The organism is Lacticaseibacillus pantheris DSM 15945 = JCM 12539 = NBRC 106106 (genome assembly GCF_001311175.1).
In the GTDB taxonomy this organism is placed as follows: Bacteria; Bacillota; Bacilli; order Lactobacillales; family Lactobacillaceae; genus Lacticaseibacillus; species Lacticaseibacillus pantheris.
On the sequence record NZ_BBAI01000002.1, the window covers coordinates 63354 to 87940 of the forward strand.

General features: G+C 45.9%; 16 protein-coding genes and 7 pseudogenes. 21 read left to right on the plus strand and 2 right to left on the minus strand.

Annotation, left to right across the window (positions count from 1 at the left end):
* Positions 1 to 3: 3 nt before the first annotated feature.
* The 8 genes and pseudogenes from glf to JCM12539_RS01435 all read left to right on the plus strand — a co-directional run.
* Positions 4 to 1104: pseudogene (gene glf, locus JCM12539_RS01410) on the plus strand (UDP-galactopyranose mutase); the annotation flags it as partial.
* Positions 1105 to 1108: 4 nt separating this feature from the next.
* Positions 1109 to 1360, plus strand: coding sequence for an oligosaccharide flippase family protein (locus tag JCM12539_RS14975; protein WP_369396033.1), 252 nt, complete (start codon positions 1109 to 1111; stop codon positions 1358 to 1360).
* Entirely contained in the window at positions 1320 to 2534 is a 1215-nt protein-coding gene (locus tag JCM12539_RS01415) for an oligosaccharide flippase family protein (protein WP_369396034.1), read from the plus strand. The genes JCM12539_RS14975 and JCM12539_RS01415 overlap by 41 nt, the downstream gene beginning before the upstream one ends.
* A gap of 197 nt (positions 2535 to 2731) precedes the next feature.
* Positions 2732 to 3481 carry a beta-1,6-N-acetylglucosaminyltransferase gene (locus JCM12539_RS01420; RefSeq protein WP_054648685.1) on the plus strand — a complete coding sequence of 250 codons (750 nt, stop codon included), beginning with the start codon at positions 2732 to 2734 and terminating at the stop codon, positions 3479 to 3481.
* A 112-nt stretch (positions 3482 to 3593) separates the two neighbouring features.
* Positions 3594 to 4003, plus strand: a pseudogene (locus JCM12539_RS12475) (GtrA family protein).
* Positions 4004 to 4270: 267 nt separating this feature from the next.
* A pseudogene (locus JCM12539_RS14455) lies at positions 4271 to 5414 on the plus strand (YfhO family protein).
* Entirely contained in the window at positions 5329 to 6699 is a 1371-nt protein-coding gene (locus JCM12539_RS14460) for a YfhO family protein (protein ID WP_082405272.1), read from the plus strand. The pseudogene JCM12539_RS14455 and the gene JCM12539_RS14460 overlap by 86 nt, the downstream one beginning before the upstream one ends.
* Positions 6700 to 6726: 27 nt before the next feature.
* Positions 6727 to 7652 (plus strand): annotated as a pseudogene (locus JCM12539_RS01435) (glycosyltransferase family 2 protein).
* 74 nt (positions 7653 to 7726) lie between these two features.
* On the opposite strand, the pseudogene galE reads toward JCM12539_RS01435, so the two are convergent.
* Positions 7727 to 8722 (minus strand): annotated as a pseudogene (gene galE / locus JCM12539_RS01440) (UDP-glucose 4-epimerase GalE).
* 327 nt (positions 8723 to 9049) lie between these two features.
* On the opposite strand from galE, the gene JCM12539_RS01445 reads away from it, so the two are divergent.
* The 9 genes and pseudogenes from JCM12539_RS01445 to JCM12539_RS01490 all read left to right on the plus strand — a co-directional run bounded on the left by JCM12539_RS01445 (position 9050) and on the right by JCM12539_RS01490 (position 16927).
* The gene (locus tag JCM12539_RS01445) at positions 9050 to 9712 is read left to right on the plus strand and encodes a sugar transferase (RefSeq protein ID WP_054648691.1); all 663 of its coding nucleotides are present in this window, start codon (positions 9050 to 9052) and stop codon (positions 9710 to 9712) included.
* Positions 9713 to 10058: 346 nt separating this feature from the next.
* Complete coding sequence (locus JCM12539_RS01450) at positions 10059 to 10751, plus strand: hypothetical protein (RefSeq protein WP_156301975.1); 693 nt, start codon at positions 10059 to 10061, stop codon at positions 10749 to 10751.
* Complete coding sequence (locus tag JCM12539_RS01455; protein ID WP_156301976.1) at positions 10748 to 11236, plus strand: hypothetical protein; 489 nt, start codon at positions 10748 to 10750, stop codon at positions 11234 to 11236. The genes JCM12539_RS01450 and JCM12539_RS01455 overlap by 4 nt, the downstream gene beginning before the upstream one ends.
* 43 nt (positions 11237 to 11279) lie before the next feature.
* Positions 11280 to 11735, plus strand: a complete 456-nt coding sequence (locus JCM12539_RS13000) for a hypothetical protein (protein ID WP_156301978.1) — start codon at positions 11280 to 11282, stop codon at positions 11733 to 11735.
* A gap of 41 nt (positions 11736 to 11776) precedes the next feature.
* Positions 11777 to 12223 carry a sulfatase-like hydrolase/transferase gene (locus JCM12539_RS14985; protein ID WP_225350164.1) on the plus strand — a complete coding sequence of 149 codons (447 nt, stop codon included), beginning with the start codon at positions 11777 to 11779 and terminating at the stop codon, positions 12221 to 12223.
* Positions 12169 to 12597 (plus strand): sulfatase-like hydrolase/transferase, encoded by a 429-nt coding sequence (locus JCM12539_RS13730; RefSeq protein WP_225350176.1) that lies wholly within the window; start codon positions 12169 to 12171, stop codon positions 12595 to 12597. The genes JCM12539_RS14985 and JCM12539_RS13730 overlap by 55 nt, the downstream gene beginning before the upstream one ends.
* Before the next feature lie 436 nt (positions 12598 to 13033).
* Positions 13034 to 14510: pseudogene (locus JCM12539_RS01475) on the plus strand (nicotinate phosphoribosyltransferase).
* Positions 14511 to 14524: 14 nt separating this feature from the next.
* Entirely contained in the window at positions 14525 to 15352 is an 828-nt protein-coding gene (nadE, locus tag JCM12539_RS01480; protein WP_054648703.1) for an NAD(+) synthase, read from the plus strand.
* Positions 15353 to 16126: 774 nt separating this feature from the next.
* Complete coding sequence (locus tag JCM12539_RS01490; RefSeq protein ID WP_156301979.1) at positions 16127 to 16927, plus strand: putative glycosyltransferase family protein; 801 nt, start codon at positions 16127 to 16129, stop codon at positions 16925 to 16927.
* A 357-nt stretch (positions 16928 to 17284) separates the two neighbouring features.
* Here JCM12539_RS01490 and JCM12539_RS01495 read toward each other — a convergent pair whose 3' ends face one another.
* Entirely contained in the window at positions 17285 to 17887 is a 603-nt protein-coding gene (locus tag JCM12539_RS01495; RefSeq protein WP_054648709.1) for a hypothetical protein, read from the minus strand.
* A gap of 439 nt (positions 17888 to 18326) precedes the next feature.
* Here JCM12539_RS01495 and JCM12539_RS01500 point away from each other — a divergent pair, with 439 nt between their 5' ends.
* From JCM12539_RS01500 to JCM12539_RS01515, 4 genes and pseudogenes are all read left to right on the plus strand, one after another.
* On the plus strand, positions 18327 to 20819 hold the full coding sequence (locus JCM12539_RS01500; RefSeq protein WP_054648711.1) for a GW dipeptide domain-containing protein: 2493 nt from the start codon (positions 18327 to 18329) through the stop codon (positions 20817 to 20819).
* Positions 20820 to 20835: 16 nt separating this feature from the next.
* Positions 20836 to 21123 carry an SH3-like domain-containing protein gene (locus tag JCM12539_RS01505; RefSeq protein WP_054648713.1) on the plus strand — a complete coding sequence of 96 codons (288 nt, stop codon included), beginning with the start codon at positions 20836 to 20838 and terminating at the stop codon, positions 21121 to 21123.
* 252 nt (positions 21124 to 21375) lie between these two features.
* A pseudogene (locus tag JCM12539_RS01510) lies at positions 21376 to 24030 on the plus strand (cation-translocating P-type ATPase).
* A 117-nt stretch (positions 24031 to 24147) separates the two neighbouring features.
* Positions 24148 to 24582 (plus strand): hypothetical protein, encoded by a 435-nt coding sequence (locus JCM12539_RS01515; protein WP_054648715.1) that lies wholly within the window; start codon positions 24148 to 24150, stop codon positions 24580 to 24582.
* Positions 24583 to 24587 lie beyond the last annotated feature (5 nt).

Sequence of the window (24587 nt, forward strand, 5' to 3'; positions counted from 1 at the left end):
AAAATGGATTATTTAATCGTAGGTTCAGGTCTGTACGGGGCCGTTTTTGCAAATGAGGCTGCTAAGGCCGGTAAAACCGTCAAGGTGATTGAAAAACGTGATCACATTGCGGGTAACATTTACACCAAAGAAGTTGATGGTATTCAGGTACATATGTACGGTGCCCACATTTTCCATACCTCTGAGGACCGGATTTGGGACTACGTGAACCAGTTTGCTACCTTTAACCGGTATACGAACCAGCCAATTGCTAATTACCACGGCGAAATTTACAACATGCCCTTCAACATGAACACGTTCAACAAGTTGTGGGGTGTGGTTACACCAGACGAAGCAAAGGCGAAGATTGACGAACAGCGCCAAGTGTTGGGTGGCAAAGAGCCTGAGAATCTGGAAGAGCAGGCCATTTCGCTTGTTGGTACGGATATCTACGAGAAGTTAGTCAAGGAATATACCGAAAAGCAGTGGGGCCGGCCAACAACTGAGTTGCCAGCCTTCATCATTAAACGTCTGCCAGTTCGCTTTACTTACGACAACAACTACTTCAACGACAAGTATCAAGGAATCCCTGTTGGTGGTTATACGCAAATTGTAGAAAAGCTGCTCGACCACCCTAATATCGAAGTTGAACTCAATGCTGACTACTTTGCCAATCGGGATAAGTACAATGCAATGGCCGACAAGATCGTGTACACTGGCATGATTGATCAATTCTACGATTACAAGTTTGGTGAACTGGAATACCGGTCACTGCGGTTTGAGACCGAAGAATTGGACACCCCTAATTACCAAGGCAACGCGGTAGCTAACTACACTGATAAGGATCATGCCTTCACCCGGATTATTGAACACAAGCATTTTGAAGGTGCTGACACCGCAAAGACGATTATTACGCACGAGTACCCACAAACGTGGCACAAAGGTGATGAGCCATATTACCCGGTCAACGATGACAAGAACAGCGCACTCTACCGTAAGTATTACGAATTGGCCCGTCAGGACAACGATCGCGTGCTGTTTGGTGGCCGTTTGGGGATGTACAAGTACTTCAACATGGACCAAGTAATCGGGGCGGCACTATACGCGGCGAAAAAAAGAGTTGAAATAGATGAAAATTGTCAAAAATTACCTCTACAACGTGGGCTATCAAGTCTTTATTTTGATAGTGCCGCTACTGACCACACCGTATATTAGCCGTGTGCTTGGTAGCTATGGTGTTGGGGTTAACGCGTACACAAATTCTGTCGTCACATACTTTGTTCTCTTTGGGAGCATCGGCGTGACGCTTTATGGTAACCGTACGATTGCATATGAACGTGATGATTTCAAAAAAACGCAGTCAGTCGTTTTGGGAAATTAACTTTATGCGGTTTATCACCATCATTGGTGCGTACGTCGCGTTCGGTATTTTTTTCATGTTGACCGATAAGTACCAGGAGTTTTATCTTGCGCAGTCGTGGCAGATTTTGGCTGCCGCGCTGGATATTTCCTGGTTCTTTATGGGGTTAGAAGATTTCGGTAAGACGGTACTCCGTAACTTTGCGGTTAAAATTGTCTCCGTGGTCATGATTTTTATGTTCGTCAAGAATGCAGGGGATATTAACCTGTACATTCTGATCCTGACGCTCTCGACGCTGTTCGGTAATCTGACGCTGTGGCCATACATGCGTCGGTATGTGCGTAAACCCGACTGGAGCAATCTGCACATCTGGCGGCACCTGCGTCCATCCTTGGCGCTGTTTGTGCCACAAATTGCCACGCAAATCTACCTAGTTTTGAACAAGACCATGCTGGGATCAATGGATGGCGTGGACAGTTCGGGTTATTACGAATACGCTGACCGGATTGTAAAGCTGGTCCTGGCAGTGGTTACCGCCACCGGGACGGTCATGTTGCCCCGTATGGCGAACACGTTTGCCAAAAAAGACTTCAAAAAGTTGAACGAGTACCTATACCGTTCATTCGACTTTGTCACGTTGCTTTCGGTTCCGATGGCCTTTGGTACGGCCGCGGTTGCACCTAAGTTTGCCCCCTGGTTTATGGGGCAAGATTTTGCCATCACGGGCAAGTTGATTCCTATTGAGTCAATTATTATCGTGATGATTGCCTGGAGTAGTGCTTTGGGGACGCAGTACTTATTGCCGATTGGTAAGAACAAGGAATACACCATTTCAGTGACCGGTGGGGCAGTGGCCAACTTGGTGCTCAATGTGCCTTTGATTATCTGGCTTGGTGTGTATGGGGCAATTATTTCTACCGTTTTGTCGGAAATTGTGGTTACGGCCATTCAAGTTTTCTTTGTTCGTTCAAAAGTTGAATACAGCCGCCTGTTTTCTGGCCTGTGGAAGTACCTTTTATCAGGGGCAGTAATGTATGCAGTTGTTTATACCATGAACGTAAGGCTTAACGCCGGATTTAAACAATTTGCTCTGCAAATTATTGTAGGGATGATTGTATATGGAATTATGATGTTAATTACACGTCCAGCTCCTGTTCGGTATCTGGGAATCCTGAGGGAGAAAATTCGGCGATAAGGAGCTACAGAGGGATGAAGAATTGGTGGGAAAACTGATATGAGTAAGCACGCATACTTAATCATAGCCAATCGTAATTTTGAGCAATTGGCACAACTCGTTAAAGTTCTTGATGATGAAAGAAATGATATCTACATCCAGATAGATAGAACTAGTCGAGAACATAGAGTTGCTATTGAAACTAAAAAAAATCCGTATTGAAAATTCTTGATGAAATTCCGATCTACTGGGGTGACTATTCTCAGATACAGGCAGAATTGAATTTATTCTCTGCAGCCGCTGTGCAACACTATGACTTTTATCATTTGATGTCAGGGCTTGATTTGCCACTCGCCAATCAAGATGAAATTCATGATTTCTTTAGTCAACATTATGGTCAGCAATTTGTTACCTTTTCTGCGCAACAGACCGATGTTCAATTACGCGTTAGAATGATGCCACACACTTTTAGGCATCATTTTCGTGAACAGTCAGACGGATTTCTAAGTTTGATTGCTAGATTGTATAGACGCATGGAGAATAAAGCGCTCAGCATAACTGCTGCGGCTAAGACTAGCGTCGATAAAATTGAATATGGATCCAACTGGGTTAGTCTTAGTGATGATTTTGTACAGTGTATGGTTAATCCGGACAACCTGAAGCGTATCCGATCAAAGTTTTCAAAGGGGTATCTCGTGGACGAGTTGTTAGTACCCTTTGAACTCAACGATTTAGGATTTAGGGATACGGTATACTACAGTCAACCGGTCAATGATCTCCCGCGCGAATTTCAGGGTAATCTGCGGTACATCAACTGGTGGGATGGAAAGCCATACACCTGGCGTGAAAAGGACTTTGACACTCTCATTAGAGCGAAGAGAATGGGGCACTTGTTTTCCCGTAAATTTGATGAAAATATTGATGCAGATATCGTACAAAGTGTAGTACAGCTTAGCTTGAACAAGTAATTTTTCCGAACAATCCAGGTGTAGAGTTCAGCCGGGGCAAATAAAGGCGAGAGACGACATGTATAATTGCTAAATATATATCTGTTGGTGACGCAGTGATTTGAGGTTAAGTATGATATTACGTTTATGGAAGAAATACAATAGCATCATTGCGTACCTTTTTTTTGGGGCGTAGTTACGACATTAGTAAATATTGGCGTATTTATGCTGTGGTACCATGCGGGTGGTAATTATCAAGTAGGTACTGTACTTGCGTGGTTTTTATCAGTTCTGGTTGCGTTTTTTTTAGCAATAAGGTTTGGGTGTTCAATAGCCACTATACTGGTGTGGCCGACACTTTGAGAGAGATGCTCTCTTTTTTTTGGTGCGCGATTGCTAACCTTAGTTATTGATATCGTAATTACATGGTTAGGTATTTCAATACTGCACTGGGATGTTCTTGTGGTTAAGATTATAGACAATGTTGTTGTTGTGCTTGCCAACTATGTGTTTAGCAAGCTGTTTGTCTTTAGATCTCGATGAAGTTAACGCTGAGTTAATACGGATTGGAGCGTTCTGGGTGTGAAGTTCACTAATTTAAAACCAAAAACAAGACGTGACGGATATTATGTTTTAGCATTCATCATCCCATTGTTTTTTTATGATTGGTATTTTCGTGGGATTACATACATATCCGTTTGGTAATAATACCGTTGTGTCGGGTGATTTTAATAATCAGTATCTGGCACTTTTTTTTCCTACCTGAAGAATGTTCTTACTGGCCGCGACAGTGGCCTATATTCTTTATCCATGGGATTAGGTGGCAATGCATTTGGTGTTTTAACTTACTATTTGTTGAGTCCGTTTAATTTACTGGTTGTTTTTTTTCTCGAGGAATCAGTTTCCTCTCTTTGCTACGCTGACGACTTTACTCAAAATCTCGTGCATTGGTCTTACAATGTATACTTATCTTGTTCGTGCGCAGATTTTGCAACGGTTCCGTAAAGGCGCTTCTGCCAAGCTTATTGCAAGGTCAGCGTTAATCTTTTCCTCTGCGTTTGCACTAATGGGGTACGTAATAGCCTATAAAGAGTGCATCATGTGGCTGGATGCGATTATTCTTTTACCATTGATGCTTCTGAGTATCGAGAGAATAATTTTACGCGGTAAAATCAGCTTTTACATCGTGTGTTTTTCTTTGGCCGTGATAACAAATTACTATTTTGGTTATATCATTGGCCTCTTCTCTGGACTCTGCGTGCTCGGATGGATATTGTACAGTCTGTACGCCAAGAAGCGTGGAGTTATTAAGGTTATTGCACTATATGCTTTTGCCAATATCGTTAGTTTGCTGTTAACAGCTTTTGTCATTGTACCCAGTTTTTTATCCACGCTAGGAATAGCAAAGAATTCAAGCCATTCATACCGACCGGTTTACAGTGCTGCTAATGTTATTGTTCAATTATTCCAGACCAACCCGGGTGTGAATAATACTCCACTTGTTTTTGCCGGGGCGGTTGTAGTGGCATGTGTGATTTTATTTTTCGTCAATAGCAAGATTCGTCTGACGGACAAAATGATTGTCGCGGCTGGACTGATATTCATGTTTGTTTCTTCATGGTTGGATATTCTCTATTTGGTTTGGCACGTTATGGCCTGGCCCAACGGTTATGTACAAAGAGAAGCCTTTTTGATACCGTTTGTGTTGTGCATCATTGGCTTCATAGGCCTAGTTAGTATTTTGTCGGCAGGTAAAGAAACCAGACATAGATCGGCAATATCAGCTTTCTTCGTTTTTTTTATTTATCAGTGGGATTGCTACATCGGATGCGGCACTCAAGTATGTTTTTATAGCAATTGTCTTAGCCATGATAACGTATGTCATTGTGGGATTTTCTCCAGCAAGAAGAATTGCGGTAGTTCCGGTCTTTGTTCTCGTGATCAGTCTGTGTAGTTTGTTTGTGGTGGATTTTAAACTACAGTCAACAATTGCTGGTTATAGCATGAAATATTCCGAGTACAGTAAATTTGACCAGACAACGACTAGCTTAATTGCTAAAGGGACTTCTGGCGATACAGGCGTATATCGCATTGGCAATCGTTATCAGGCCAATGACAACGACCCATTACTTTTTGGGTACGCAGGTCTTTCTAATTACGTCTCGCAACAGCCAACGGAGGTTACAGACTTCTTATCCACTTTGGGGTATTATCAGAAGCATACTTGGAAGCGGTGGTCCAATTACAACAACGGCTCTACGCTATCAATGGACCGGCTGTTAGGTGTTAAGTATTCTTATGGCAACACATCCGGTGAGTATTCAAGTCAGATTAATCGTATAAATGCCTCTATGGGTGGAGATAATAATATTTTAAATGTTCCTGTGGCTACAGGTATCTCTGTGGTCAAACAAGGCAAGGGGTATATCACCAAGGACAAAGAGGCTTTTCCCGTTGCATTTCGTGTGAACGGAACGAATATTGCGGGCAGTTTAGTCGCAAATTACGATACAATGCATGATCCGTTTTCAGTACAAAATAATTTGTGGAACAGGTTGTATCCCGATTCGTTGATGTTCCAGCACCAACTAGTTCAACAAACGGACAGCAAAGGTGTGTATTCGGTATTAGTATCTTCTTCGGGCAATGCCTACATGTATATTCCTACCACTCGAGGCATTGATCCTAAATCTGTTGACGTATATGTCAATGGTAAAAAGGTCAGTCAACTATTTGTAAATGATACCGAGAACGGTATTGTTTATCTCGGACATTTTGACAAGGGCCAGCGGGTTAATGTTTCCTTTGGCAATCATGGTTCCAAGACGGACAAGGGCGGCAATGTTGAAAACACGCCAATTGTTGTTACTGAGAACAACACGGTATATGAACGAGCATACAGATTGATGGCATCTGCGGGCGTTAGCAAGCAACAGGTTAAGGACGCCCAAATCACTTTTTCCACGGATGCTCACTTTGTAAAGGGCAATGTCGTTATCACGGTACCGTATGATTCGCACTGGGCAGCATATGTTGATGGGAAAAAAGTTACCACGAGTAGGGCGTTAGGTGAGCTAATGGCAGTTAATGTTAGTCAAGGGGCACACCGGATTGTGCTAAGATATAATGTCCCTGGGTTAAAATTAGGTATTGCTATGGCTATTGTAGGTCTCGCTCTCATTGTTGGATTCGAATCGATTTCGATGTATCGTAGACATCGGGAAAACAATCACAAATAAACTAGTTTGTGGGAGGAGAACAAGATATTGACTGATTTTGCAGCTATTATTCCTTGTCATAACGAGGAAGAAAATGTCCCGCTGATATACGCTGAGCTCAAAAAGACATTTGCTAAATTACCTGACTACAGATTAATCACGTGGTTCATAAACGATGGGTCCACAGACAAAACGTTGATGGCCATCAAATTGCTACAGTCTGAAAATTCGGATGTGCATTACATCGACATGTCACGTGCGTTTGGCAAAGAAGCTGGTATGTACGCGGGCTTATCAACTGCTAAGGCAGACTTATATTGTATTTTGGATGCTGACCTGCAGGATCCGCCGTCCATGATTCCTGAGATGTTGAAAGGAATCGATGACGGTTTCGATGTGGTTGGCGCGGCCCGTACCAATAGGGAAGGTGAACCACCAATCCGCTCTTTTTTTTGCCAACATGTTCTACAAGATTATTAATGCTGTCAGCTCAACCCCAATTATTCCGGGGGCAAGGGACTTTCGTGTAATGACCAAGCAGGTCGTTCAGGCAGTATTGTCGCTCTCAGAAAGCCAGCGGTTCAGCAAGGGCCTGTTTAGCTGGGTGGGTTTCAAAACTAAGTACCTGCCATATAAAAATGTTGAACGGCAGCATGGTAAGACGAGCTGGAACTTCATGAGTCTGCTCAATTATTCACTTGACGGCCTAGTAGACTACTCCGACGCCCCGCTCACATTAGTATCAGGACTCGGATTGGTCAGCTTTATCGGTGCGACCATAGCGTTAATTTTTATCGTTATCAGAGCGGCAATTTATGGTGATCCTACCGCAGGATGGCCATCAATGGTATCAATTATGCTTATGATGGGTGGCCTCCAACTGCTTGCTATCGGTATTGTGGGTAGGTATATTGGCAGAATTTTCTTAGAGGTAAAAAAACCGGCCAATATATATTGCTCGCAAAATAGAGTAATCAAAAATTCCCGTTACGAGATCGCAATGAACGATGCGACCCGTAGCGGGAATTTTTTTTGCAGCTATTCGTGCTTATTTATCGTTATAGCCGTTTGGATGCGTTGAGTGCCACTTCCAGGCAGTGGCGATAATCTTCTCAATATCGTCGTACTGTGGCTTCCAGCCAAGGATATCGCGCGCCTTGGAAGAGTCAGCTACCAAAGTGTCAGGATCGCCAGGGCGGCGTGGTGCGTCCTCTGCTGGAATTTCTTTACCAGTAGCCTTGCGGGCCGCTTCAAGAATCTGGCGGTTTGAGAAGCCGGTTGCTGAGCCAAGGTTGAAGGCGTTACTTTCGTTACCCTCGGCCAGATACTTGAGGGCAAGAATGTGGGCATCAGCCAAGTCTACAACGTGGACGTAGTCGCGGACATTGGTGCCATCCGGAGTATCGTAGTCCGTACCAAAAATCTTCAAAGTGTCGCGCTGACCATTCGCCACCTGCAGAACGATTGGTACTAGGTGTGTTTCGGGACCGTGGTCTTCACCGATTGAACCATCTGCCTTAGCACCCGCAACGTTAAAGTAACGGAGTGCGACGAACTTAATGCCGTATGCCAGGTCGGACCAGTGCATGATTTTTTTTCCATCATCAGCTTGCTTTCACCGTAAGGGTTGATGGGCTCCTGTTTATCAGTTTCCTTGATTGGCACACTTTCGGGAGTGCCATATGTAGCGGCGGTTGAACTGAAGACGATCTGCTTAACGTCAAATTCGTTCATTACTTCAAGCACGTTAATTAGACCAGCGGTGTTGTTGTCAAAGTAGTCCAGTGGCTTCTCCATACTTTCCGGTACGATAGAAAAGGCCGCAAAGTGGACCACTGCATCGATGTTTTCTTTTTTTAAAGACTGAACGCATGAATTCCTTGTCGCGTACGTCACCCTCATAAAAGCGGGCCTCGGGGCGTACAGCAGCACGGTGCCCTTTGACCAGGTTATCTACGACGGCCACATCCGTTTGTTGGTCGACCAGCCGATCGACCATATGGGAGCCGATGTAGCCGGCGCCACCCAAAACCAAAACAGTCATAACAGTTACCTCCAAAATGGTGAATTGTGAAATTCTTGTTACAGTATAGGCTCAGTGTAGCATACTGTACGTGGTTTCATGGTATGATTCTACTCGTGCGTGTTTGTGTAGTGTAGCGCATGCCTGATTGTATAAGGATTACTTAATAATCTACCTGACAAACCTCCTTCTGTCCTGGACGTAGGGGTGAGCGTGGTAATATAGACGTATGTTAGGGTTTGTGGTAAATTCACCATCAGTGAGTTTACGCTAAATGTTTGAACCGGAGATAATGCCACTCCCAAGTGTCTGTGTTCTGGCGACAATATTTTAGGAGAGTATAAAATCATGAAAGCAAGTAGTAGAACTACTGGAGTTGAACTTATGCGTGCCAGCACAATATTATACAAGGTGACGAAGCGCTTGATGGATATCGTCGGCAGTTGTATCGCATTAGTCCTCTTTTCACCGATAATTTTATATATTGTTATTGCCATTAAACTTGAGGATCGCGGGCCGGTTTTATATAAACAAACGCGTGTTGGTAAGGACGGTCAGGAATTTGAATTGTGGAAGTTCCGCTCGATGGTCCAAGGTGCCGATAAAATCAAGGGCGAGTTGGCTGATCAAAACGAGATTGAAGACGGGCCGATGTTCAAGATGAAGGATGATCCACGAATTACTAAGACTGGTAAGTTTATCCGCCATCATTCGTTGGATGAGGTCCCTCAGTTTGTCAATATTCTTAAGGGCGATATGAGTCTTGTTGGGCCGCGACCAGCATTACCTAAAGAGGTTGCTGAGTATAGTGAGCGGGACAAGGAGCGTCTACAAGTAATCCCTGGGTTAACCGGACTTTGGCAAGTGAGTGGCCGAAGTAAATTAACCTTTGCGCAGATGGTTGATTTAGACTTGCAATACATTGGTCAGCGTTCAATCAGCTGTGACGTTAGGATTATCGTCAAAACCTTTTTCCAAATGTTTGACCCTAAAGATACTGGAGCTTATTAGAATTTCTTCATTAAATATCAAAGCATAGCGAGTAGTCGGTTTGTAATTTACAAACGATTACTCGCTTTTTTTATTTGGGCAAAGCTAATGGTTTCTACAATTTTTATGTAAATGTTGGTTATTAGATACTGGTTGGGATATGATTAATACCATGAACTGGTTTTAGGTACAGGTTTCGTTTACATATCGGGGAGAATTTTATGGATTCAAACAATAGGGAAAATAGTAGTATTTGGTTTAGGTTATCACTGATTGCTGCTGCCGTGGTGGCAGGATGGTTTGCAATTTTTTTTGGAAAACTAGTCCGGAGGTGCTCAGCGCTCAGACAATTAGCGCTAAGTATGAATTGGCAATCATTTTGAAGCAGTTCACCGGCGTAGCAATTCCGTTCATACTGATTGCACTCGGATATATTTTTGCCAATTACGATGGTGTTCGAATTAGACTTTTGTGGATGGTGTCGGTCACGACGGGCCTGCTATTGGCCGTGGTGATGGTTGTTGTATACAAGGTATTCAATATTTCCTTCATTTACGATGCGGTTATGCCTGTACTTCGAAACACATACGCCCCTGTAACGGGTGTGGCCATAGGTGCAGTCTTTCTGCCGGCAATTAAGAGATTTGTGGCTGATATGGGCAAACGTGCGTTTTATGGGGCCACTATATTAGTGCTTGTTGTGCCGGCTGTTTTCAATAAGGATGTATTTTTGTTCAACGGCGGTAATAGCCTGTGGTTTGGTTTTTACTGTTTTATTATTGGTGTGGGTCTCTTCGAGTATCACCAGCGGCGCGGTTTAATCTACACAGGACTTCAGACCACACTCATGATACTCATGGGCGCGTTGGCAACTGTTTTGATGACGCATATATCCAGCGTTAATTATGACGATATGTCGGCAAGTGTTAGGTTTGTCAGTTACAGCTCAATCTTTTCTGTTTTAACTGCAATTAGCGCGGTCCAATTTTTTTTACTGTTGGTGCCGATCGACGAACACGCAACATTTCATGGGACCTCACAATTGGATTCGTTGGTTTGATGATTGGTACGGGCGACTGGCTTGCGACTGGTTCTCTGGGCATCATTAATAGCTTTAATGTGGTGGGCACCAAAGCAACGGCCGTAATTGCCCTATTATTGGCTGCGGGGCTTCTTTTGATAGGTGTGGCTACTGCGACAGCTTCTGAAAGGTTATACTCCCGTTTGACCGAATTTAAGATTTGGTCCTTTGGCTCTCTGAGTGAGGCGATTAAGTTCATTTTATCAGGGGTTAAACATGGACTTAAAGTTGTGAGGAGTAGACTGGCCTTATTCTCGATGTTGATATGGATGTTATTGTTGTCAGCCTTGTCGATTATTGGGTCAAACTTTTCCTGGCAAATAGTGCCGACTGCAAAAAGTGAAAACCTGATTTTGTACGTTCTATTTGACCGGTTTTCAATCATACTTTTAACTTTCCTAGTAGTCTTATCAATATTTTTTTGTGATACTGGCAGTTACTACACGCTATTGGGTCAGTGTTAATTTAACTACTATTATTGTTGTCGGCTTCGTGGTTGTTAACCGATTGAAGTCGGCGGCCAGACAAGAACCACTATTACCGTCCGATTTATCCATGATTAAGGCGTTCCCGAGTCTATTGGGTATGGTAAGTATACCGTTCATAGTAGCTACTGTTATCGTTATGGTATTGGTTGTATTGTTAACTGTATGGTTGGAACGGGCGCATCCGGTCCATATGGGAACATGGAAGTTACGGGTTTTGGCGTTGGTACTTCCGTTATTGATGACAGGGTTTGTATCACGCATGAACCATACTGGTGGTGTCTCCTCTACCATTGCAATCGGTATGGGCGATGGGCCGCGGTTCTACAACCAATTGGCTGGAGCGGAAAATAATGGTGCTGTCATGCAGTTCTTGAACAATGTGGACATGACCGCAATGAACGAACCCCAAGGTTACTCTAAAGCAGCGATGATGCGGATTAAAAGCGAGTACGTTGCTGAGGCCAAAAAAAACTGAACAAAACCAGGGCGAATGATTTTGCCAAACAAACGATTATTTTGAATTTAAGTGAAAGTTTTGCGGATCCTACCCGCGTTCCCAATCTTAGTCTGAATAAGGACCCGATTCCGTACATTCGATCACTAAAAAGACAAACTACGGCAGGGGTAATGATGAGTTCCGGGTATGGTGGGGGAACGGCCAACATGGAGTACGCTTCATTGACCAGTTTGGATTTAGCGGCATTTGCACCGTCCTTATCAACACCCTTTACGCAGTTACCATTCACGAATTCGTACGGTCCCTCGATTGCCAAACTATTTACCGATACTAGTGGAATTCATCCCAATACTGCCCTGTATTATCGTCGAATCCACGATTACCCAAAGTTAGGAATTAAAAAAAATTTTATTATCTTGGTAGCAAGTACAAAATTAAGCATCAGAAGAAAATTGAGAACAGTCCATATCTTTCCGATGAGACGGCGTACGATAACGCTGAACTAAGGATTAATAGTACGCAGTCGGGACAGTTTATTAACCTGGTTACTATGCAGAACCATTATCCTTACAGCGATCATTACTACACCAACAAAGGGTTTGAGGCATCCGGATCCGCCCTGAGTAGTAATACTGATACTGATGAAGTAGAACAGTTTGCTACTGGATTATCGTACACGGATACCGCAGTCAAAAAGTTCATCAAGGAAATAGACAACATCAACAAGCCAATTACCTTTATCTGGTACGGTGATCACCTTCCAGGCGGCATTTATGATGGACTCGACGTGACGAAGAACAACGTAGCCCTGCACGAGACTGATACTTCATTTATTCCAATAAGTACGCCCGCGAGCACGAGGGGGCGGCCAAGAAACTGAATTATTCGGTGACTGATCCGAGTCAATTCACTTCGCTGGCGATGATGCAAACCAATTCTAAGGTGTCGGCATACTACGCCATGATGAACGATGTCACCAAAAAGTTACCGGCTATGTCAGTCAACCTTAATGCAACTGAATCAGATACCAACCGAGCACTGATGGTTAACGAGCAGGGCAAGCAGGTTAACGCATCCAGTTTGTCCGCAAAACAGAAAAAAAATTGTTGCGCGATTATAAACTAATTCAGTACGATACGGTGTCTGGTAAACACTATCTGGGAGATGATTTCTTTACCAAAATCATCAAATAACTGATAGTTTGTTATCCATAACTGGTGTTAAAGCCGTCTACGGGGTAAAATACCCGTGACGGCTTTTTCAGTAAATATGGTGGTGTACTCTTTGGGCATCACGTAACTACGAGGAGAATTATAATGACAACGACATTTCCCGATGATAGCTTAGCGCTACATACGGATTTGTACGAAATTAACATGATGTATACGTACTGGCGGGAAGGCATTGCTGAGCGTAATGCCGTCTTTGAATCGTATTTCCGTACGATTCCGTATGGCAACGGATACGCCGTGTTTGCCGGCCTAGAACGGGTTGTGCAGTATTTACAAGGTTTACGGTTTAGCGACACGGATATCGCGTATCTGCGGGAGACGCAGGATTACGATGAGGATTTTTTTGCAGTACCTCAAAGATATGCGATTGGGGCTAAGCATTCGTTCTGCAGTTGAAGGGGACTTGGTTTTTAACAATGAACCCGTTATGCAGATTGAGGGCCCATTGGTTCAGGGTCAGCTAGTCGAAACCGCCATCTTGAACATCATTAACTACCAAATTCTAATTGCGACCAAGGCTGCTCGGATTCGTTCCGCAGCAGGCAGTGACCCGCTGCTGGAGTTTGGCTCCCGGCGCGCCCAAGAGATGGACGCGGCTCTGTGGGGAACGCGGGCTGCTTATATTGGTGGTTTTGATGCCACTAGTAATGTCCGCGCAGCGAAGATTTTTGACATTCCGGCTAGTGGGACGCACGCACATTCGCTTATTCAAACCTACCGTAATGATTACGAAGGTATGATGGCCTATGCACGCACGCACCATGACTGTGTATTCCTGGTTGATACGTATGATACCTTGCGTAGTGGGGTTCCTAGCGCGATTCGTGTTGCCAAAGAAATGGGCGACAAGATTAGCTTCCAGGGCGTGCGTATCGACAGTGGTGACATGGCCTACATTAGTAAGCGGGTCCGGCAGCAACTAGACGAAGCTGGCTTCGATCAGGCTAAGATCTATGCGTCTAACGACCTGGATGAAAAAAACCATTCAGAACCTGAAGATGCAAGGTGCGAAGATTGACGTCTGGGGTGTGGGTACACGTGTCATTACGGCTTACGACCAGCCAGCTTTAGGCGCTGTATACAAGCTGGTGTCAATTGAGAGTGATGATGGTAGCATGGTTGATACCATTAAGCTATCGAGCAACGCCGAAAAGGTATCGACACCTGGTAAAAAGCAAGTGTGGCGGATTACGGATACGAAGGATGGCAAGTCGGAAGGGGATTACGTCGCTGTTAGCATGAAAATCCGGCTGCACAATCTGAGCTGTACATGTTCCACCCTAACTACACTTATATCAATAAGACGTTGCACAACTTTACTGCACGCCCAGTACTACAGGATATCTTTGACCACGGCGAGCTGGTGTATGAATTACCAAATTTGCACGCGATTCGTGCTTACGCGGCCAGCAACATGGACTCGCTTTGGGACGAATACAAGCGGGATCTCAACCCACAGGAATACCCGGTTGACCTTTCGCAAAAGTTGTATGACCACAAGATGGACTACATTCAGCAAGTCCGTGCAGCGGTAGCCAAGTCGATTGATGAACTTAATTAGTGGGGGAACTACGGATGCGAACATTACAGAAGAAAATTATTACGGCCTTACATGCAGTGCCTAGTATTGATCCAGAGAAAGAAATCCGGACTCGCGTCGACTTTCTCAAGGACTATATGAAAGCTAACTCGTTTTTGAAGACTTATGTCTTAGGAATCTCAGGCGGTCAGGATTCCAGTCTGGCGGGGACGTTAGCGGAACACGCTGTTACCGAACTACGCGCAGAGACTGGTGACGATTCGTACCAGTTCATTGCTGTCCGGCTGCCATACGGTGAGCAGGCTGACGAGGCCGACGCTATGCAGTCCATAGAATTCATGCAGGCCGACCAAACCATGCGCGTTAACATTAAGTCTAGCGTCGACGCGATGGAGCAGGCAGTCGTGGCTAACGGCATTGAAATTTCTGACTTCAACAAGGGTAACATCAAGGCGCGCGCGCGGATGATTGCCCAATATGCGATTGCGGGTCAAACCCACGGTGTCGTGATTGGTACTGACCATGCCGCCGAGGCCGTTACTGGCTTCTACACGAAGTTTGGTGATGGCGGGGCGGACTTAACCCCGCTTACTGGGCTCAACAAGAGTCAGGGGGCGTCCATGTTGAAAGCTCTGGGTGCACCAGCGCACCTCTACGAAAAGGCGCCCACTGCTGATTTGGAAGATAACCGTCCTGCACTAGCAGATGAGGTTGCGTTAGGGGTCACCTACCGCAACATTGACGATTACCTCGAAGGCAAAGAAGTGGATGACGCCGTGGCGGAGAAGATTGAGGCTTGGTACCTGAAGACCGAGCACAAGCGGCACCTACCGGCGACGGTATTTGATGAGTTTTGGAAATAGCTACACGGTATGAATGGAGGAACACCATGTCTTTAGGCTCTTTTACTGGGTTAGAACCTAAGCGGCGGTCAAGATTTAACAGCCGGATTTTGCGTTTTGGTGCAAAGTCGCTGGGCACAAGTGGTCAAACCACTATTAGTACGTCTGTGGGGGCTGTGCTCTAGATGAAGGCTAGGTATAGAATCCCCATAACTGTTGTTTATTATTTGGCACTGTCTTTGGTAATGGTTTATCCATTATACAAGACAGGGTTTTTGTTTAATGGCTATGACCAGGTATTCCATCTATCTCGAGCACACGAGCTCGCAACTGCTTTTAAAGCAGGTCATTTTGGATACAGCTATGCGATGAATAGCTTCAACGATGTTGGCCAGGCAGTGGGTGTGTTTTACCCCAGTCTTAGTGTTTTGGTATTGGCCATATTCCAGTTGTTGTTTAGCAATCTTGTCTTGAGCACTTACATGGCGGTTTTTGTTACTGTCTTCCTGGGGCTATTAATTAGCCATTACGCCATAATGAGATTGAAGAAGGGCCACCTGACTGCGGCCATTTTTTTTCCAGCCTATACATTGGGTCTACCATATTTTTGAATGTTTGTTTCGTGTGGTTCGACATGGGGTGGTTGTGGGCACTGATTTTTATTCCGTTAGTTTTATCGGGATTCGTGCAAATATTTGCTCATCGTAGCGCAACGGTCACTGACTTTGTCATTGGGATAGCTGCGCTCCTGCTTAGCCACATAGTTAGCTTTTTTTTGTAGTATTGTCTGGCCTCGTGGTAGTTACAGTTATAATTGCTTTCTATCGTTCTGATTTTTACTTCTACCTCAGAAAGTTTATTCTTGGTGGCCTGGTAGCTATGGGATGCACAGCCTTCTTTTGGATTAAGTTTGTGCGCATTTACTTAACAAACACGATTAGCGGAGTGAACAAAATAGATTCATCGTTCTACGCTTTAAAGCCAGGAACCATTTTCACGGATTCGCTTAATAATACATCGGTTACAGGAAATATTGGCGCTATAATTCTGTTGGTCTTAATCGTATTACTCACGCAGAAAAATAAATTTGATTTGTTAGATGGTTCGGCATTGGCCGGTTCGATTTTGTGCTTGTTTTTATCTAGTTCACTATTCCCGTGGATTCACGTTCAAAAATATCTTGGTAGTTTCATTCAATATCCGGTGCGGTTTTTAAGCGTAGCCATGGTGGGACTGGCATTTGTTGCCGCTGATGTATTGTCCCAGATGTTGTCGACTAAAGAATATAGATTTAAAACTTTGACTACCAGCGGTTTAGCTTTGGGCCTGATCCTGACGGCTTTTTCGTCTGCGACTGAGCTTTCCAGTCATCTTGATACAAATGATCAATTACGGACGCCATCTATCAATGTCCTCGCGCAGCCGTCCAATAAATTCAATGAAAATGCTGCAAAGCACATATTCAGCGAAAGATTTTTGATGGCCGGGCAGTTCGATTATTGGCCTCAACAAAGTATTAAATTCGGTCAGGATATTATCAGGCACGTTGGAGCAATCAATGGTAAAAAAAAGTGCGATTGTCCCCGACACCGGTGAAAAATGGTCTCTCCTACCATGTATCCCTTAAAAAGGGTGATCAGGTCGATTTACCGCTTTTGTCATACGGCGATGGGCTTAAGGTGCCTAATGGCCTAAAGGTGACCACTAGTCACCGGGGAACGGTTCTAATTACGAGCAACAAACCGGTTAAATCGATTGTGGTTGAAAGAACTAACAGCATCATTGATATTTTGGCAAATGTAGTCTCTGTTTTGGTGGCGATTTCCTTCGCATTTTTATGGGCACACAAGAAATTCGGTTTAAAAAGAATATTCTAATTGCAATGGTCAATTGAGGGCTACTAAAAGAATCCCGTTTCGTCAGTGTCTGACGAAACGGGATTTTTTTAGGTGTTTACTTTTGATAGTTTTCCATGTCGGATTCGGTTACTTTCTTGTGTCCATTTTTCTTTGCGTTAAGTACAGCTTTGGCAATATCCGAGTTACTCCAAGAGGATGTATCTACGCCCTCGGATTTTAAGTCAGCACGCGCTTGGCTAATTTCTGCACTAGTGACGCCGGATACAGAGCTATTTTCAGCACTCGTAGAAGCAGATGCTGATGAACTTGAACTACTAGTGTCGCTGGAACTTGCCGACGAGCTGCTTGCCGCTGCGCCGTTATCGTCGGTGGACGAAGTGTTTGTCGGCGTTGTGGCTGATGCCCCGTTTAGCAGTGACGCCTTCAATTCTAAGGCCTTAATTTGAATTTGGTAGTAGGGCTTAGATTGAATATCTTTGTCGCCTAGTAAATCGTTGATTGTTCCCAAGGCTGACGCTGTGTTGCCGGACTTTGCGGATTGCTGGGCGAGCTCAATTTCGTGGTTAAACGCCTGAGCAGTTTGTTTCCGTACGGTGATCTTGCGAACCAACTTTTTCCGGGCGGAGATAATCGCCCTGGTTCCGCCCTTAACGGACTTTGCTTCGCTCAGTGCGGATGTTAGTTGGTAATCGTCCATCTTTTGATTAGCGTTGTCCAGCTTTGAAGCCTTGGAGTAGTACCCCTTTGTCTTGCTATCACTGCTATATTTGCTGGCAACCTTGTAGTATGTAGCCGCGGCCGAGTAGTCGCCCTTAATGATGTTTGTGTTACCAGAACTAACGGCATCCTTTGATACGTTATTATCGTTATTGCCACATGCAGCAGCGAAAAAAAGACAGCGCCAAGACCGTCGTGGTTGCTACTAATAAACCCTTCTTTTTCATTTTTCCAACCCCCAGTATTATTGACGAACCATAACACTAATCATAATGGATAAAGTTGTGACAAAACGCAACCCCTCAATCTGATGATTGCAACAAATACGTAATGAAAGATTTAAGAAAGTTTTGTATAATAACGTTATGAAAGGTTGTTGGGTAGTTTTGGAATGATTATTGGGTAATGGGTGATGAAATATGAATAAATTAGCAAAGTCGGCCACTGTTAGCATTGTGACCTTGATGTCCGCTGCTGTTCTTGCGGGGTATGCTGGAGACGGCATACATAATGTCGATGCGGCGGTGATTACTCCCAGTGAGTTACATACCAGTTCGTCAATCAATAGCTATATTGCCGACCACAAAATTCAGCCGGTTGGTATAACTAAGGAACTACATACGTTTGACATGTTTAATTACAGCACGTCAGGCCAGAAGCCAGAAGGTGTTGTGTTCCACTACACCGATAACGCTACTAACTACAGCGCTCGGAACGAAGCTAACTACGAGATTAATGGTGGGTGGGAGAACGCCTTTGTGCATACTTTTGTTGACGCGGGCACAATCCTGAACATCCATGACACCAATTTTGGCTGCTGGGGATCCGGACCAAACGGAAACAAAAAGTTTGTTCAGTTTGAGCTGGTAACTGCGCGCAATCGCGATGAATTTGCACGGTCAATTAGTAATGCTGCGTGGTACGTTGCGTACTTGGCGCACGAATACGGTTGGAATTTGACCTTGGCCTCACAAAATAATGGTAGCGGCACCTTGTGGACACACTATGATGTGACGCACTACCTAGGCGGGACGGACCACACCGATCCGATTGCTTACCTGAATAGCTGGGGCTATAACACCACTCAGTTCCTCGATTTGGCCAAAGCATATTATCAGTACGGCGGTTTTTATGACACGATTACCTCTAACGTTGCCAAGACGTATAACGCGACGATTACGCAGGATAACCGGAATGATGGCTTGTATGCAACTGGTCCATACAACACAAGTGATGAGACTAAGGCGGTGGCGGCGGTCACTGCCAAATCATTAAGCGGCCAAACAGTCCAAGTACTGCGCGAGGCAGTGACGAAGCTAGGAACGTGGGTGCAAATCAAGACAGCTGACGGCCAAACTTGGTGGATGGATAAGCAGGGCGTTAAGGTTAATTACGATCCAATTATTTCGTCTAAAAAGGTCAACTATGGGGCATACTTGGACCAGTCATCTAGCAGCTATGGTCTGTACAAGGATGGGCCCTACATGACAGGTGCCTCCACGTTCGTGTACGCGTCCAAACATGCATCTGGTTTTAGCAACGAACCAATCACTGTACTGGCCGAAGAAGTTACGAGAACTGGAACTTGGGTACAAATTCGGTTGAGTAACGGCGACACTTGGTGGATGGATAAGCAAGGTATCAAGAGTTACGATACGGTTACCAATCAGAAGTCACTCAACAACACTACGGTTCGCATTACCCAGGACAGTCGGAATGATGGCATGTATGCGAGCGGGCCATACCACACGAGTGCAGATACTGTGCGTCCCGCTGCGAAGTCTCTGAAGAAATTCAACGGGCAGACTGCTACTGCGCTTCAACAAGAAAGCACGGCTTTAGGGACGTGGGTACAGTTGAAGCTTGGTGATGGTTCCACTTGGTGGGTTGATGAACGCGGAATTACCTTCTTTGATCCAATTCTGTCTAAAAATTCTAATTCATCCGTTGTGACCGTTAAGCAGGATAATCGGAATGACGGACTATATGAAACTGGCCCATACATGACGAGCAATTCAACCTATACCGTCGCTTGGAAATCGGCTAAGAAATATAATGGTCAGCGGGCTACCGTGCTAGGTGAAGAGACAACTAAGCGTGCAACGTGGGTTCACATTAAGTTCAGTGATGGTTCAACGTGGTGGATGGACAAGGCGGGCGTGGCACCGTTTGATTATGACAAAGTGTTATCAACCAACAATGTCACATACAGTGCGCAAATTAATCAGTCTGGTCGGTCTGACGGTTTATACCAAGATGGGCCGTTCATGACTGGTGCCACCACACTTGCGGTTGCAGCAAAAACCGCTAAGCCATTTAATGGACAAACTGCTAATGTTTTGAAGGAAGAAACTACCGTTAAGGGGACATGGGTACAGGTCCGCTTTGCCAATGGCGAAACGTGGTGGATGGATAAGCGCGGTATTTCTGCGTTTGACACCATTACTAATCAAACGAACACCACGTATAAGGCCACCGTTAATCAAAATGGCCGCAATGACGGTCTGTACCAAACAGGTCCGTATTACACTAGCAGTGACACCAAGAACGTCGCCGCCAAAACCGCTAAAAAGTATAACGGTCAAGACGCTACGGTACTGGGCGAAGCCACCACTAAGCGCGCTACCTGGGTCCACGTCCAGTTCGGTGATGGTTCAACGTGGTGGATGGATAAGCAGGGCGTAGCTGCATTTGCCTATGACAAGGTACTTTCATCGACAAATGTGACTTACAATGCGCAGGTTAATCAATCCAATCGTACTGATGGACTATATCAGGATGGGCCGTACATGACTGGTGCGACGACTAGAGCGGTTGCGGCCAAGAACGCCAAGCAGTTTAATGGTCAATCAGCCACAGTTTTAAAGGAAGAGACAACCGCTAAGGTACCTGGTACAGATTCGCTTTGCTAATGGAGAAACCTGGTGGATGGATAAGCGCGGTATTTCCGCATTTTATCCAATTACAAATCAGACCTCCGTCAACTATCAAGTCAAAGTAAATCAAGACAATCGCAACGATGGGCTTTATCAGACGGGCCCGTACTATACCAGTCTTGCAACCAAGAATGTGGCCAATAAAACTGCTAAGCAATATAATGGTCAGTCTGCAGTGGTAACAGCAGAAGCTACAACGCCAACGGCAACGTGGGTATTAGTTAAGTTTGCTGACGGTTCGAGCTGGTGGATGGATAAAAACGGCGTGACAAAGCAGTAATTGAAGTTTTGCGATGGTTCTGCGGACGATATATTTACGCGAATATTCCCTTGCGCCGCATCTATGTATTCATGTATACTAACCTTAAAGATAAGGGAGTAACCAGCCGGCATTCGTGCCGGCGGTAGTGCCACCAAGGATAAATCCTGGTACTACCTTAAACAGGTGAGACTTATGGACTTGAGCCGAACGCGGCTTTGAGTGCATAAGTCTTTTTTTTATTCCCAGACTAAATACAAGGGGGCAACAAAATTGGCCAACAAGCCTAGTTACCAACGTGATACTCAATCAGTGATGCAGGACCAAAAGACCACAGCGGATGGTCTTTCTAGCCAGGAGGCACAAGACCGTCTTAATCAGTATGGCCCCAACGCTTTGGCCGCAAAGAAAAAGAAGACACTGCTGGGGCGGTTCCTCGACCAATTCAAGGACTTCATGATCATTGTGCTACTTGTGGCCGCTTTGGTTGCGGGGGTAGTTGTGCACGAGTGGGCCGATGCGGCCATTATTTTGGCCGTTGTGCTCTTGAACGCCGTGTTTGGGGTGTTCCAAGAAAGCAAGGCGGAACAAGCGATTGAATCACTTCAGGCGATGACCAGCCTAATGCCAACGTACGGCGTGATGGCAAAGTGGTAGTGGTACCCAGTTCAGAAGTGGTGCCAGGTGATATCATTTTGCTGGAGGCGGGGGATGTGGTGCCCGCCGACTTGCGGCTCATTGAGTCTGCCAATTTGCAGATTGAAGAATCGGCTTTGACGGGTGAGAGTGTGCCGGTCAACAAGCAGATTGACACAATTGATGAAGAAGCCGGCATCGGTGACCGGACCAACATGGCGTTTATGAGTACTAACGTTACGTACGGCCGTGGCCTCGGCGTTGTGACTGGCACGGGGATGCAGACTGAGGTGGGACACATCGCCTCTATGTTGGACAACCAAAAGGAAATGCAGACGCCGCTACAGGCTAACCTAGCAAAGTTGGGGCGTGCACTAACCGTATTGATTCTGGTAATTGCGGCGATTGTCTTCGTGGTTGGTCTGGCGAAGGGATCAGAGGATCCGGCCAACATGTTCCTGACGGCGATTTCTTTGGCCGTGGCGGCTATTCCGGAGGGCCTGCCGGCGATTGTGACCATCATTTTGGCGTTGGGTACGCAAAAGATGGCCAAGCAGAACGCCTTAGTGCGCCGGTTACCTGCCGTGGAAACTTTGGGTAGTACGGAAATCATCGCCTCCGATAAAACGGGGACGCTCACGCAGAACAAAATGACCGTTGAGCAGACCTACTACGACGGCGAGTTGCACCCCGCAACTGAGGGCGTGGCTGATGATAGCCGGTTACTCCAAATTATGAGTTTTGCCAACGATACCAACGAGCAGGATGACGGTACACTCTTGGGTGACCCCACCGAAACTGCGCTGGTGGCTTTTGCTAAGCTGCACGATTTTGACTACCTTGCCGAGCTCCAGCAAACGCCACGGGTGGCCGAAGTACCGTTCGACTCGGAACGGAAGCTGATGTCGACCATTCACGACTTGGGTAACGGTCAGTTCTTGGTTGCCACGAAGGGTGCACCGGACGAATTGCTGCGGGTGTCGAGTAAGATTGACCAGCACGGCACGGTGCGCGACCTGACGGAAAGCGACCGTGATAACATTCTGGGCACAAACCATCAGCTGGCGACGCAAGCCCTGCGTGTTTTGGGGATGGCGTACCAGATTGTGGACCAAGTGCCAGTCGATGTGAATCCAATGAGCGTTGAGCAGGAATTAACCTTTGCCGGTCTGGTTGCCATGATTGACCCAGAGCGGCCAGAGGTACGGCAGTCCGTGGAGGAGGCCAAGCGTGCTGGCATCCGGCCGTTGATGATTACGGGTGACCACCGCGATACAGCCCAGGCCATTTCGGAACGGTTGGGTATCATCACCCCGGGTGAGGACCACGCCGTTATTACCGGGCGCGAGCTAGACCAAATTAGCGATGAAGACTTTGCGAACTCCGTGCAGGACTACTCCGTATATGCCCGTGTGGCACCAGAACACAAGGTTCGGATTGTGAATGCATGGCAGGGCCAGGGCAAAGTGGTGGCGATGACCGGTGACGGCGTGAACGATGCGCCGGCTTTGAAGGCGGCGGATATCGGTATTGCCATGGGTGTGACTGGGACCGAAGTGGCCAAGCGCTTCAGACATGATTTTAGCGGATGACAACTTTAGCACCATCGTGGATGCAGTCCGCGCCGGACGAAAAGTCTTTGCTAACATCACAAAGTCGATTCAGTACCTGCTATCGGCGAACTTGGGTGAGGTGTTGACGCTGTTCATGATGACCATGATTGGCTGGGACATCCTCGCACCCGTACACATTTTGTGGATTAACCTAGTGACGGATACGTTACCAGCAATCGCTTTGGGGGTGGAGCACACTGAACGTGGGATTATGCAGCAGAAACCACGCGGGCGAAATTCCAGTTTCCTTTCCGGCGGTGTTGGTACGGCGATTATTTGGCAAGGTCTGCTTGAAGGAGCACTGACGCTGGGTGTGTACTGGCTAGCGATCACGTTCCCAGTGCATACCAGTTCGGCGGCGATGCATGCGGACGCGTTAACCATGGCTTACGTAACTTTGGGGCTGATTCAGCTGTTCCATGCGTTCAACGTGAAGTCACTCCACGGCTCATTGTTCTCCATGCACGTTTGGAATAACAAGGCCTTCAACTGGGCAATTGGTGTGGCGGCGCTCGCACTAGCCGTAACGGTGGTAGTGCCAGGGTTCAACGGCTTGTTCCACGTAACCACATTGAACGCACTGCAGTGGGGGATGGTTGCCGGTGCCGGAATCTTGATGATTCTGGTGGTGGAAATCGTGAAGTTCTTCCAACGGCGCGTGTTAAAGGTTAAAATATAGTCTGTGAGACTAAAAGCGGCGCTCATGTGAGCGCCGCTTTTTGCGGATAGAGTAGGCTATAACTTGCTCTATTAAAAAAACAGAATTAATCGTTAATTCAACTTGGAGGACTTTTTGATGAATAAGAACCAACAACGGATGTACAACTACGGTCGTTTGATTAACGACGTGATGTCGGATGTCGAAAAGTTACAGGACCGGATGAGTCCGCAGTTTCAGACGCTGCGTACCGCTATCGATGACGACAAGCTGGCGGATGTAGCCGCAGACGATTTTGCGGACATTCAAAGCAGCTTTGCCAACGGTACCGCGGAGTATCGGACATTAGCGGAAAAGCTGAATGCTGCCTCTGCGCCGGCAAGACTTTTGGGTAACCACAAGCTGTTGGTGGGGGCCTTCGACCGCTTTGTGCAGGGTTGTCAGGAAATGACCGATAGTTTGCAGGATGGCGGTAAGATTGACGTAGCCAAGTTTGATGCCGCCGAACAGGCGCAGGATGCGGAGACCGATAAAATCACGAAGTACATTCAGAAGATTTCTTTACTGGTCTAAAACCC